Below are 11,769 nucleotides of genomic sequence, written 5' to 3'. Positions count from 1 at the left end.
CTTCTCAGACGTTCGGCCCGGTCATCCGGTGCCCGCCGCGCAGCGGCACCGGAGCGACGAGGACACGAGGATCACCTCGTAGCGCGGCAGGGAGACGGCGACAGCGGTGTGGTCACGCATGGCGGTCTCCCTTCGTTCGTCACGACGGCACGCGCCGCTCATGTCGTGGGCGGCGCCGGGTACTCCGTGAGTGTAGGGAGGGCGGGTGGAATCGGGCCAGTGATTATTCCGGCGGGGTCGGAGTGTCGTGGGTCCGGTACATCGCCTGGATGTCCAGCTCCAGTTGGACCGTCGGCCCGACCACCGCGATGCCCCGGGCCAGCATGGAGCGCCAGTTGAGGGTGAAGTCCTCGCGGTGCAGCTCCGCTGTCGCCAGGGCCGCGCAGCGCAGCTCCTGCCCGTAGCCGCCGTTCACCGTGCCGAGATACGTCGTGTCGAGCGCTACGGAGCGGCTCACGCCGTGCATGGTGAGGGAGCCCATCAGCGTCCACTTGCTGCCGCCGCGGTAGGCGAAGCGGGTGCTCGTGAAGTCGATGTACGGGAAGCGTTCGACGTCGAGGAAGTCGGCGGACCGCAGGTGGTTGTCGCGGGTGGTGTTGCCGGTGGTGATGCTGGAGGCGTCGATGCGGACGGACACCCGGGAGTCGGCCATGTCCTGCGCGATCCCGATCCCGCCCTCGAAACGCTCGAAGCGGCCGTGGACATTCGCCATGCCGACGTGCTTGGCGATGAACCGGATCGCGGTGTGCGGCGGGTCGAAGAGCCAGGTTCCGGGCGCCGGCAGCTGGAGGGCCTCGGCCGGTTGCAGCCAGACGCGCTCGGTGGGCGTCGACGTGTCCGCCCCGATCTCGATCGTCTCGCGGTGCGGCCGCAGGCCCTGCGCCGCGACCATCAGGCTGTACCGGCCGGGCGGCAGCGCGGCGAGGAAGTAGCCGTACGGGTCGGTCGTCCCGCGGGCGGCCACCCGGTGGGTGTCCAGGGCGGTGACGGTGACGTCCGCGGCCGCCAGGGGCGAGCCCATCGGGTCCACGACCTCACGGGCCACGGCACCCGCGCCGGACGGAAGGGGGAGCGCGAGGCCCGCCGCCGCGGCGGAGGCGCCCTTGAGCCGCCGGCGCCGGAGCAGTGCGAGGGCCATGATGTTCACCTTTCATCAGGTGGCACGGCCGTGGGCGCGGCGGTTCAGCGCACGACGACGGCCGCACCCTGTTGCGGTCACACCCCCCTTTTCGATCTTGCGGCACCGGGCTCCGGGACGGGTGTCTCAATACGAGACAGTCAGGCCTGTTTCCGGAAAACGTCGGCGTGTTCGCCGGCCCACTGGGCGAAGGTGCGGGCCGGGCGCCCGGTGACCTTCTCGACGGTGCCGGACACCGTACGGCCCACCTCCGGTGTGTTCCCGTACGCCTCGAGCAGGAAGCCGATCACGTCCTCGGGGAGGAACGCCGCCCGCCACTGGGCGACGGCCTGCTCCTCGGTCAGCTCGACCAGGGCGATCTCCCGGCCGGCCGCGGCGGCCACGGCTGTCACCTTGTCTCCGACGGTGAGCACTTCGGGGCCGGTGATCACGTACTCCTGGCCCGCGTGGCCCTCTTCCGTGAGCGCGACCGCGGCGACGGCGCCGATGTCGCCCTCGTGGACCATGGCGCTCAGCCGTGCGACGAACGGCTCCCGTACCTCGCCCGCGGTCTGGATCCCGTCCGCCCACTCCAGGGCGTTGGCCATGAACTCGACGGGCATGAGCACGGTCCAGCTCACTCCGTCGTCGCCGCGCACCGCGTCCTCCAGCGGGGTGGGCCCGCCGCCGTGCAGCACGGTGATCCGGCGGACCCCGGCCGAGCGGGCCAGTTCCAGGATCCGGGGGCCGGTCTCCAGCGGGGTGAAGGCGGCCCCGCCGAAGGTGATCAGATGGAGGCCGGTGATCCCCTCCAGGGCGGGGGCCAGGCTGCCGGGGTCGGTCAGGTCGCCCTCGACGACCTCGACACCGGCCGGGAAGGCGGCTTTCGCGGCGTCCCGTGTGAGGGCGCGGACCGCGTGGCCCCGGGCGAGGAGTTCGGCGACCACCTGGCGGCCGACGGTTCCGGTGGCGCCGGTGACAAGAATCTTCTGCGTCTGCGTCATGTCACGACGGTAGGAACCCTTGCGGTCACCTTCTGTCCGCGAGCCAGGGGCTTCTCGTCGGAGAAGTCCGGCTGGAGGGGCGGAACTAGCCTCGGTCGGCCGTCATCGCGCGGCGGACGCTCTCGTGGAGCAGGGCGCGACGCTGTTCGTGCAGCTCGGGGGGCTCCTGTGCGGTCGCCGCGTAGACATTGCTGACCGGCGACCAGGCCATGGACATCGCGATCACCATGGCCATCACGTCGAACGGGTCTCCCTGGCGCACCAGACCGGCGGCCTGGGCCTCGGCGATGACGCGCAGTTTGTGGTCCTCGAGGCGGTCGGGGTCGTCGACGAGGTGGCCGGCCGGGCGTCGCTCCAGGCGTGCCCAGGTGGCCAGCCGGATGAGGTCGGGGCGGCGGAGATACTCGTCGTAGAGACGTACGGCCCAGTCCGCGAGGTCGGCGGCGTCGATCGGGACGACGTTCACGATCCGCTCCAGCGAGCCGAAGAAGATGGCGTCGAAGAGCCCTTCCTTGCTGCCGAAGTAGCCGTAGAGCTGCGCCTTGTTGGTGCGTGCGGCGGCCACGATCCGTTCGACGCGCGCTCCGGCGATCCCGTGCTCGGCGAACTCCTGGGTCGCCACATCGAGGATGCGCTGGTACGTCGCGGCTCCGCGCGAGGTCAGGGGCTGATCAGCCATGCCCGTCACGCTACCAAACAGAACGGTTGGTTTGCCTGGCGGGCGAGATGACCCTACGCTCAAATAGACCAACCAGTCTGTCTATGGGGAGGCGTCATGAGGAACACCGTTGGCTGGCAGGCGGAAGGTCCGTCCCCGACACTGCGGCGGGCGCCACTGGAACGGCGCGACCTGCGCCCCGACGACCTCGCGGTCCGGGTGGACTACTGCGGTGTCTGCCACACCGATCTGCACGCCGTCAGCGCCCGGGACGGCGAAGGAGACCGACGCCTGGTGCCGGGGCACGAGTTCACGGGCGTGGTGACCGAGACCGGACCCGCGGTCACCCGCTTCACCGTCGGCGACCCGGTCGCGGTCGGCAACATCGTCGATTCGTGCGGCGAGTGCGCCCTGTGCCGGGCCGGCCAGGAGAACTTCTGCCACGCCTTCCCGACCCTGACCTACAACGGCACCGACCGGCACGACGGATCGGCCACGCTGGGGGGCTACTCCCGCGAGTACGTCGTCCGCGACCGCTTCGCCCACCGTCTTCCCTCCGGTCTGGATCCGGCCGCCGCCGCTCCCCTGCTCTGCGCCGGGATCACGGTCTGGGAGCCGCTGCGCGCCCTCGGGGCAGGGCCCGGAACCCGCGTGGCGGTGGCGGGACTCGGCGGCCTGGGCCACCTCGCGGTCAAGATCGCTGTGGCGCTCGGCGCCGACACCTCGGCCATCAGCCGCTCACCGGACAAGGCCGACGACGCCCGTCGTCTCGGCGCCCACGGTCTCATCGTCTCCACGGACCCGGAACAGATGGCCGACGCCCGCGACCGGTTCGACATCGTCATCGACACCATCTCCGCCCCGCACGACCTGGGCCCCTACCTGCGCCTGGTCGCCATGGACGGGACGCTCAGCCACCTCGGGCACCTGGGCCCCGTCACCGTGGAGACCACCGACCTGCTCGTCGGGCGCAAGAAGCTCAGCTCCGCGGGCAGCGGCGGCACGCCCGCGACCGCCGCCATGCTGGACTTCTGCGCCGAGCACGGCATCACGGCCGACATCGAACTGCTCCCCTCGGCACGAGTGAACGAGGCCCTCGACCGTCTCGGGCGCAACGACGTCCGCTACCGCTTCGTACTCGACATGTCCGACCTGGACTGAACGGCCTCCTCACGAGCGCGCAGATCCCCGTGGAGACGGGCGAACACCGCGCACACCAGCGGCATGACCAGCGGGGGCAGCAGGAGCAGGGCCACGGCTGTGGGCAGGATCTTCACCAGCACGCCGGTGATCCACACGTTGTCGTCGCTGAGCCACAGCATGCCGAGTCCGGCGGGGTGCGTGAGGGGAGCGGCCGCGTATGGGGCCAGCCACAAGACGAGCACGGCGGCCGCGGTGACCAGCGTGCCCACGCCGAGGACGCGCCATCGTGCGCGGCGGGTCAGCACCCAGGAGCGGTACAACGCCGCGAACGGGGAACGGCGTTCCAGCACCGTCTCGGCGGTGGCCACCGCCAGGCGGGAGTACAGCAGCGGACCGAGACACCCGATGGCGATCGGCAGCACCCAGCCCACCAGCGTGTACTGCCAGGTCGCGGTCTCGTTCAGGGGTGTCGGCTCGACGCCGGGCACCTCGCGGCTCTCGACGAGGGCCCACCACACCAGACCCACCGCCGCTACGGCGCCCACGGCCACCCCGGTCAGCGCGTTGACCACGACGGCGGCGGGAAGGCGCCGACGGGTGCGCCGCCACAACTCGCGGACGGTCAGCGGTCCGCCCTCGCGCCTGGCGTGGGAGTCGCCGACGGCGTACGCGGTGTGCAGGACGGAGACGACGAGGAGCCCCAGGACGAGCAGCAGCAGCGTCACCACGAGACCGACGCTCCTCAGCGGGTCCATGCCGCCGTCGGCGTAGGCCACGTAGGAGTCCTCGTTGGCGATGTTGCGGTCCGCGTAGTCCCGGACGTTCTCGAAGGCGTCCCAGGCCGCCGCGAATCCGCCGGCCACGATCGCGCAGCCGAGCACGGCTGTCAGGACAGACACCTGGAGGGTGAAGCCGTACAGCGCTCGGCGGTGGCCTCTGAGGACGTCGAGCGCCCCGCCGATGCCGTCGGTCGACTGGTTTCCGTCGTGTGCCATGACCTGGGCTGACCTCCGTGCGGATCTGTGGTGACAAGATCCAGGACGTCGCGCCGGGCGCGTGGGGTTCCCGGGGACCTTCCCGGACAGGGCCTAGGCGGGCCGGTATCGGTCCCGGACCTCGGGGCATTGCCGGAAGCCGGCCGCCTTGTAGGTGGCGACGGCGCCGACGTTGGAGCTCGGGGTGCAGACGAGCGCGCTCGAAGAGCCCAGTTCCTGGAGTGCGGCCGCCGCGGCGACGGTGATCGCCTTGCCGTAGCCGTGCCCGCGGTGTTCCCGGTGCACGCCCATCGGTTCGAGCAGTCCTGGCTTCCCCGGACCGGCCGACCACACCGTCACGGCCGCCACCGCGTTGCCCCGGTCGTCGTAGGCGACCAGACAGCGGGCGTCGGCGTACGGCAGTCCGGCCGCCATCGCGTGCCAGTGCTCGTCCGTGAACCTCGACCCGTCAAAGGACGCTCGCTGCACGGCGGTCCGCACCTGCGCCCGCTCCGGCCCGACCACCTCGGTCCGCACGCCCGGGTCCTTCACCGGCTCCGTGAGGTCGTGGCGCAGTGGGGTCCACGGCTCGTCGGTGTTCCAGCCGTGCTCGGACAGCAGGTCCTGGACGAGTGCGCCCACCGGTGCCTCGACGTTCGCCTTCCCCTCGGGCAACACGCCGCGTTCCGGCTCGGTCACGTCCACGACCAGTTGCTGTGCCAGCTCCTCGTCCCGATGGGCGGCGGGCTCGATCGTCAGCCGTAGCAGCCCGGGACCGTCCAGCAGCCCGACGGCGAGGATCCGTCCGTCCCGGCTCCAGGTCCGGACCGCCGCGGCGGTCGCTTCCGCGCCCGACCGCCAGAACCAGCCCAGGTCGCCCGGATGCAGTTGCATCGGCGCCCCGTCGTCCTGCCACTCCCGCAGCACACGCACGGCCTCACTCAGCCCGTCGACTCCCGGCTCGCCCAAGACAATCGCCATGCCCCCGATCACACACCACGGCACCGACAGTCCGCACCCGGTTTCCGACCGGCGGGGGGACCCGGCCTAGACGGTGGTTCCCCCGGCGGGCTCCGGCGGCCCTCCCTCGTACGCCGCCCGCAGCACGGACCGGGCCCCGTCCGCCGTCACCGGGCGCGGGTTGGCGTACGGCTCGCCCGCGACCCGGGCCGCCGCCGGTGCCATGTCGGCTTCCGTGAGGCCGAGTTCGGCGAGGGACCGCGGTGCGCCGAGGCGTCCGGCCAGTTCCCACAGGGCGCGCGGCACGTCGTCGGTGCCGAGGGCCCGCCCCAGTACGGTCAACGCCTGCGGGGCGGCGGGGGCGTTGTAGGCCAGGGCGTACGGCAGCACCACGGTGTGCGTCTCGGCGTGCGGCAGCCCGAACGTGCCGCCCAGCACATGGCACACCTTGTGGTGCAGCCCCATCGTGGTCGCGCCGAGGCACGCGCCGCACAGCCACGCCGCGTACAGCGCCCGGCTGCGCGCGTCCAGGTCCTGCGGGTCGGCGGCCAGGTGCGGCAGTGCCCCGGCCATCGCCCGCACGCCCTCCTCGGCCATGACCGAGACCAACGGCGAGGCGTCCGGGGCGTACAGCGCCTCGACAGCGTGCGCGAGCGCGTTGACGCCGCTGGTCACGGTCAGCGGCACGGGCAGGGAGAGGGTGAGCCGGGGGTCGTAGACGACGCTGCGGGGCTGGACGACCGGGTCACGGCCGGTGCGCTTGGCACCGTGCTCGGTCAGGCCCCAGACCGGCGTCATCTCGGAACCCGAGTAGGTCGACGGCACGGCGATCAGCGGCAGCCCGGTGCGCAGGGCGATGGCCTTGCCGAGCCCGATCGCGGAGCCGCCGCCGACCGCGACGCACCCGTCCGCCCCGGCCGCGCGCGCCGCCTCGACGGCCCGGTCGGCATCCTCGGCGGGTACGTGCATCCGGGCCTCGGCGTGCAGCCCCGCGCAGGTGTCGCCGAGCGCGTCCGCCACCGCGCGGGCGACCGTTTCGCCCCTGCTGCCGCACACGACGAGCAGCCGCCGCAGGCCCAGGCGCGCGGCCTCGTCCGGGGTCGCGGTGACGGCCGCGCCGGGCCGGAAGACGACCCGCACGGGCCGGGTCTCGTACGAGAACTCGCTCCGGAACGTCATGCGGAAGGCTCCAGTACGAGGTCGAAGCGGGCGAGCCGGAAGGGGTTCGGGACACCGAACTTCCCTGCCAGAGAGGGGTCGTCGGTCTCCGCGAAGTCCTGGACCAGGCTCTGCTTCACGGCGAACACCGCGTCGGAGTCCAGGTACTCCCCGCCCGCCACGAAGATGTGGGTGGTGACGGGCGTGTGTCCCTCGGCCGTGGCGATGAAGTGGATGTGCGCGGGACGGTAGGGGTGCCGCCCGGTCGCGCGCAGCAGCCCGCCGACCGGACCGTCGGTGGGGATGGGGTACGCGGCCGGAACGCAGGTGCGGAACCAGAAGCGGCCTTCGGCGTCGGCGGTGAACAGACCGCGTCCGTTGCCCGCGGGCTGGACGCCGGGCTGCTGGACGTCGTAGTAGCCCTTGTCGTCGGCCTGCCAGACGTCGACGACGGCGCCGGGCAGCGGTGTGCCGTCCCGCGCCAGCACCCGGCCGCTGACCACGCACGTCGCGCCGCCGCCCACCAGGTCGATGTCGTCGCCGAGTTCACGGACCGGCGATTCGGTCATGTGGAAGGGGCCCAGCACGGTCGACTCGGTGGCCCCGGGCGCACGGTCGCCGTGGACGGTCTCCACGAGCATGGACAGGCCGAGCACGTCCGACAGCAGGATGAACTCCTGCCGGGTGTCGGTGCAGGCCTGCCCGGTCGCCGTCAGAAAGGCGATCGCCCTCTCCCACTCCTCCTGCGTGAGCCGGGTCTCCCGCGCGAAGTCGTGCAGATGGCGGACGAGTCCGGTGAGCAGCTCGCGCAGCCGCGGGTCGGCGGTCGCGCGGAGGCTGGCGAGGGCCTGCTCGGTGACGTCGGCCCCGGTCGCGTCGGTGGTCATCCCGGCTCCTCGTCGTCGACGTCCGTTTCTTCCCTGATGGCGTCCGCTGCTTCCATGATGGCGCGCTCAGGCGTGACCGAGGATCCGCCGCAGCGTGTCCGCGAGCAGTTCTCCGGCGTCCGGAGCAGCGGACGCGTGCCGGAAGGCGACGAAGCCGTCGGGGCGTACGAGGAGGGCGCCGGTGTCCGTGATCTCGCGCAGCCGCGCCCAGTCGCCGTACGGGTCCTCGTACTCCTGCCCGGGACCGATCACCACGGTGGCGATCTCGATGTCCTGGGCCTCGGCCGCGCGCACCCAGTCCTCTCCCCCGATGCCGGTCAGCAGCGTGAAGCGGCCCCGGCCGACCGTGTCGAGGGTGGAGAGCGTGCGGGTGCCCGAGGTGATCCAGGCGTGCGGGAGCCGGGCGCCGGGGCGGGAGGACGGCTGGTGGTACAGCTCGGGGTCGCGGGCGAAGCCGGGGTCGGGCGTGCCGTCCGGGACGATCGCGGCAGAGCTCTCGGCGGGATAGCGCTGGTTGAGGTCGACGCCGTGCGCGTTGAACTCGTACACCTTGAAGGCGATCGCCTCGCGCAGCTCGGCGCGCTGCTTCTCGGCGGCCTCGGTGGCGTCCTTGCGGGCGGCGATGTTGGCCCACAGTTGCTCGGGGGTCTGCGGGGAGAGCCCGTCGAGGGCCTCGAAGACCGGGGCGGTCTCGCGGATGGACTGGTTGGCCCGGGTGACGATCTGCCTGCCGACGGGGGCACGCTCGGCGGTGTAGGAGTCCAGCAGAGCGGGCCCGGCGGCGCCGTCGAGGACGAGCTTGAGCTTCCAGGCCAGGTTGTAGGCGTCCTGGATGGAGGTGTTGGAGCCGAGGCCGTTGGACGGCGGGTGGCGGTGCACGGCGTCGCCTGCGCAGAAGACGCGGCCGTTGGCGTACCTCTCCGCGTACATCTCGTTGACCGTCCACGCGGAGGACGACTTGATGGTCACGGGGATGTCGTCGTCGCCGACGAGCTGGCGGACGACGGACTCCGCGTACGCGGTGGTCAGATCGGGGGCGCCCGCGGTGACGTCGTAGCCCCACACGATCAGCCACTCGTTCCAGGGCCGGACGCAGCGCACCAGTCCCGCGCCGATGCCGCCGACCGTCGCGCCGGGCGCGAGGACCCAGTACAGGGTGGACGGACGGTAGGCGGTGTACTTCGTCAGGTCCGCCTCGAAGACGATGTTGACGCTGCCGGCCACGCCCATCTGGCCGCCCATCGGCAGCCCGGCGTCCGCGGCGACCTTCGACCGTCCGCCGTCGGCACCGATCAGGTACTTGGCGCGGATCTCGTACGTGTCCCCGCGCAGCCGGTCGCGGACGGTGGCCGTGACGCCGTCCGCGTCCTGGGTGTGGGAGAGGTACTCGGTCTCGAAGCGCAGCCGGGTGCCACGGGCGACGGCCGCGTCCACGAGCACCGGCTCCATGAGGTGCTGCGGCATGTCGCACATGCGGGTGGGGCTGGCGAGTTCGTGTTCCGCCTGGACGAGCGGGTCGTTGCCCCAGGAGCGCACCCGGCCCAGCTCCTCGCCCGCCAGGCTGGTGCAGAAGGTCGTGTTGCCCATCAGGTGCTGCGGGGTCGCCTGCGCGACGACGTCCTGCTCCACGCCGAGGTCGCGCAGCACCTCCATGGTGCGCTGGTTGGTGATGTGCGCGCGGGGTGTGTCGGCGAGGCTCGCGTAGCGGGTCACCACGAGGTTGGGCACGCCGTAGGTGCTCAGGGCGAGCGCGGCCGAGGCACCGGCCGGGCCGCTGCCCACGATCAGGACGTCGGTCTCGACGACGGTGGACACGGGCGCTCCTGCGGGGGGATTCGGACTTCGGCCATTCATGATCATGGAGGGGATCGGCGGGAGGCGGGTGTCTCATTACGAGACATCGCGTGCGCCGGACGTTCCGGACACGGCAGTGGTTGTCCGTTCAACGGCACCGGATACGGTGGACATGTCGTGACCACCACAGAGCACACCCCCGCCGCCACCGCCCTCCCCTCGCTGTACGACGCCCGTGAACGCTTCCTGACGGGGCGCCCGTTGCCCGACGGCGTACCGGAGGAGATCGCCGCGGCGTGGCGACGGGCGCGGTTCTTCGGGGTGCCGCACGACTTGCATGAACCGGCAGTTCGTCCGGTACGACCGGTGGAGTCGGCCCTGCTCGACGCCGCCCGCCCGGTGCTCGACCGGATCGTCCCCGCCCTGGGCGCGGGCAGGTCGCTCCTCATCCTCACCGACGAGCGACTGCGCGTGCTCTGGACAGCGGGGAGCGTGCCCGGGCTCGAGACATGCCCCGTCCTGTCGGAGCAGGAGGTCGGCAACAACAGCGCGGCCCTCGCCCTGCGCACCCGGCGCCGTGCCGAGATGCACGGGCCGGAGCACTTCCTCGACCGGTGGCAGGACGTGTCCGCGGTCACCGTCCCGGTGCTCGACCCGGAGAGTGCGCAGGCGCTCGGCACGGTGACCGTCGCCTCGCGGCTGACCACCACGCCTACGCCGCATCCGCAGGCGGCCCTCGCCGAGGCCGCCGCGGCCGCGGTCGAGACGGAACTGCGCGCGCGGGCGGGCCGGGCCGAGCGGGTACTGCTGGACGCGTATCTGCGGGCGGCCGGGCCGGACGGGGCACGTGGGGCGGACCTGGCCGTCGTCGCCCTGGACGGCCGCAACCGGCTGGTCAGCGACGCGGCGCAGCGGTTGCTGACCCCGGAGGTGCTCGAGGCGCTGGAGCGTACGGCCGTGAGCGTGCGGCGTGGGGACGGCGCGGGCGGGGCGGAGCACACGGGCGAAGCCGGGTGCACCGCGCGACTTGGGGTCGGTGCGGGCGAGGCGGAAGGGACCGCCCTGCCCGCCCTGCCCGGCGGGCTCACCGCGCGACTCGAAGACGGCGGTGTGAGTGGGGCGGGGGTGACCGAGGGAGCGGGGTACACCGCGCGGATCACTCCCGCGCGTCTGGACGACGGCACGGTCCTCGGGATCGTCGCTGTCCTGGAACCGCTCGGCGATCCCCGGCCGTCGGCCCCGTCCTCGCCGCGCCCGCCCGTCACCCTCACCGGCTCCTCGGTCCCGTGGCGGCACGCCGTCGCGCGCGCGGCGGAACTGGCGCGCTCCCCGGAGCCGCTGCTGCTGACCGGTGAGCGCGGCACGGGCAAGTCCGCGCTGGCCCGGGAGTTGCTCGGCCAAGGCACCGTCCGGGTCGCCGACGCGGCGCAGGACACCGGGCTCGACGGGGCCCTGACCGAATGGCCGGCCGACCGGCCGCTCCTGCTGCGGCACGCCGAGCGCCTCGAACAGCCGGGCGTGGCCGCGCTCAACTCCCTGCTCGACACGCGCCCTGACGCCCGTGTCCTGGTCACGTACACGCCCGGCGCGCAGGTCGGCCCCTGTCTGCAGCGTCTGCTGGACAAACTGTCCGCCCGCTCGGTGACCCTGCCCCCACTGCGGGAACGCGCCGAGGACATCCGGGAACTGCTGCCGGTCCTCGCACCACGGCCGGCGCCCGGACAGCCCCCGCTGACCTGGACCCTGGACGCGCTGCGCGCGCTCGAGCTGTACCCGTGGCCCGGGAACGTCACCGAGCTGGCCCATGTCGTCCGGGCCCTGGCGGAGCAGCGGCGGATGTCCGGCCCGGTCCGCCGGCCCGAACTCCCGGACCCGGTGCGCGAAGGTCCGGCCGCGCGGCCCCTCAGCCCGATGGAGCACGCCGAGCGCGCCGCGATCCTGGAGGCGCTGCGCCGCCACGGCGGCAACAAGGCACGCGCGGCGGCCGCGCTGGGGATCGGCCGGGCGACGCTGTACCGCAAGTTGCGGGGATACCGGGAGTGAACAAACAGCTCGGGCGGGCCGGGAAATCTCC

Annotated in this window: 10 protein-coding genes; 2 read left to right on the top strand and 8 right to left on the bottom strand. The window is 72.7% G+C overall.

Annotation, left to right across the window (positions count from 1 at the left end):
- Positions 1-223 precede the first annotated feature (223 nt).
- The 3 genes from ACFTZL_RS31325 to ACFTZL_RS31315 all read right to left on the bottom strand — a co-directional run bounded on the left by ACFTZL_RS31325 (position 224) and on the right by ACFTZL_RS31315 (position 2,800).
- The gene (locus ACFTZL_RS31325; protein WP_382589424.1) at positions 224-1,138 is read right to left on the bottom strand and encodes a YceI family protein; all 915 of its coding nucleotides are present in this window, start codon (positions 1,136-1,138) and stop codon (positions 224-226) included.
- A gap of 140 nt (positions 1,139-1,278) precedes the next feature.
- Positions 1,279-2,121, bottom strand: a complete 843-nt coding sequence (locus ACFTZL_RS31320; protein ID WP_382589421.1) for an NAD(P)H-binding protein — start codon at positions 2,119-2,121, stop codon at positions 1,279-1,281.
- Between the two features lie 85 nt (positions 2,122-2,206).
- A complete protein-coding gene (locus ACFTZL_RS31315; protein WP_382589418.1) occupies positions 2,207-2,800 on the bottom strand; it encodes a TetR family transcriptional regulator in 594 nt (197 codons plus the stop codon).
- A gap of 96 nt (positions 2,801-2,896) precedes the next feature.
- Between ACFTZL_RS31315 and ACFTZL_RS31310 the strand changes: the two genes are divergently transcribed.
- Complete coding sequence (locus ACFTZL_RS31310) at positions 2,897-3,940, top strand: NAD(P)-dependent alcohol dehydrogenase (protein ID WP_382589415.1); 1,044 nt, start codon at positions 2,897-2,899, stop codon at positions 3,938-3,940.
- Here the strand turns inward: ACFTZL_RS31310 and ACFTZL_RS31305 are convergent.
- The 5 genes from ACFTZL_RS31305 to ACFTZL_RS31285 all read right to left on the bottom strand — a co-directional run bounded on the left by ACFTZL_RS31305 (position 3,904) and on the right by ACFTZL_RS31285 (position 9,755).
- Positions 3,904-4,917, bottom strand: coding sequence for a hypothetical protein (locus ACFTZL_RS31305; protein ID WP_382589412.1), 1,014 nt, complete (start codon positions 4,915-4,917; stop codon positions 3,904-3,906). The two genes, ACFTZL_RS31310 and ACFTZL_RS31305, sit on opposite strands and share 37 nt — an antisense overlap.
- Before the next feature lie 93 nt (positions 4,918-5,010).
- Entirely contained in the window at positions 5,011-5,877 is an 867-nt protein-coding gene (locus tag ACFTZL_RS31300; protein ID WP_382589409.1) for a GNAT family N-acetyltransferase, read from the bottom strand.
- A gap of 66 nt (positions 5,878-5,943) precedes the next feature.
- Complete coding sequence (locus ACFTZL_RS31295) at positions 5,944-7,035, bottom strand: maleylacetate reductase (protein WP_382589406.1); 1,092 nt, start codon at positions 7,033-7,035, stop codon at positions 5,944-5,946.
- Positions 7,032-7,901, bottom strand: a complete 870-nt coding sequence (locus ACFTZL_RS31290) for an intradiol ring-cleavage dioxygenase (RefSeq protein WP_382589403.1) — start codon at positions 7,899-7,901, stop codon at positions 7,032-7,034. The genes ACFTZL_RS31295 and ACFTZL_RS31290 overlap by 4 nt, the downstream gene beginning before the upstream one ends.
- 66 nt (positions 7,902-7,967) lie before the next feature.
- On the bottom strand, positions 7,968-9,755 hold the full coding sequence (locus tag ACFTZL_RS31285) for an FAD-dependent oxidoreductase (protein WP_382589401.1): 1,788 nt from the start codon (positions 9,753-9,755) through the stop codon (positions 7,968-7,970).
- Positions 9,756-9,872: 117 nt separating this feature from the next.
- On the opposite strand from ACFTZL_RS31285, the gene ACFTZL_RS31280 reads away from it, so the two are divergent.
- The gene (locus ACFTZL_RS31280; RefSeq protein ID WP_382589398.1) at positions 9,873-11,738 is read left to right on the top strand and encodes a helix-turn-helix domain-containing protein; all 1,866 of its coding nucleotides are present in this window, start codon (positions 9,873-9,875) and stop codon (positions 11,736-11,738) included.
- Positions 11,739-11,769 lie beyond the last annotated feature (31 nt).

The organism is Streptomyces sp. NPDC056948, assembly GCF_042674225.1.
Lineage (GTDB): Bacteria > Actinomycetota > Actinomycetes > Streptomycetales > Streptomycetaceae > Streptomyces > Streptomyces purpurascens.
Note: the sequence above shows the minus strand (reverse complement) of the source record. Positions and strands in the feature narration are given on the sequence as shown.

What these genes read in the sequence shown, in the direction of transcription:
- ACFTZL_RS31325 (WP_382589424.1), bottom strand. Translation starts at nt 1,138, where the DNA reads ATGGCCCTCGCACTGCTCCGGCGCCGGCGGCTCAAGGGCGCCTCCGCC.
- ACFTZL_RS31320 (WP_382589421.1), bottom strand. Translation starts at nt 2,121, where the DNA reads ATGACGCAGACGCAGAAGATTCTTGTCACCGGCGCCACCGGAACCGTC.
- ACFTZL_RS31315 (WP_382589418.1), bottom strand. Translation starts at nt 2,800, where the DNA reads ATGGCTGATCAGCCCCTGACCTCGCGCGGAGCCGCGACGTACCAGCGC.
- ACFTZL_RS31310 (WP_382589415.1), top strand. Translation starts at nt 2,897, where the DNA reads ATGAGGAACACCGTTGGCTGGCAGGCGGAAGGTCCGTCCCCGACACTG.
- ACFTZL_RS31305 (WP_382589412.1), bottom strand. Translation starts at nt 4,917, where the DNA reads ATGGCACACGACGGAAACCAGTCGACCGACGGCATCGGCGGGGCGCTC.
- ACFTZL_RS31300 (WP_382589409.1), bottom strand. Translation starts at nt 5,877, where the DNA reads ATGGCGATTGTCTTGGGCGAGCCGGGAGTCGACGGGCTGAGTGAGGCC.
- ACFTZL_RS31295 (WP_382589406.1), bottom strand. Translation starts at nt 7,035, where the DNA reads ATGACGTTCCGGAGCGAGTTCTCGTACGAGACCCGGCCCGTGCGGGTC.
- ACFTZL_RS31290 (WP_382589403.1), bottom strand. Translation starts at nt 7,901, where the DNA reads ATGACCACCGACGCGACCGGGGCCGACGTCACCGAGCAGGCCCTCGCC.
- ACFTZL_RS31285 (WP_382589401.1), bottom strand. Translation starts at nt 9,755, where the DNA reads ATGAATGGCCGAAGTCCGAATCCCCCCGCAGGAGCGCCCGTGTCCACC.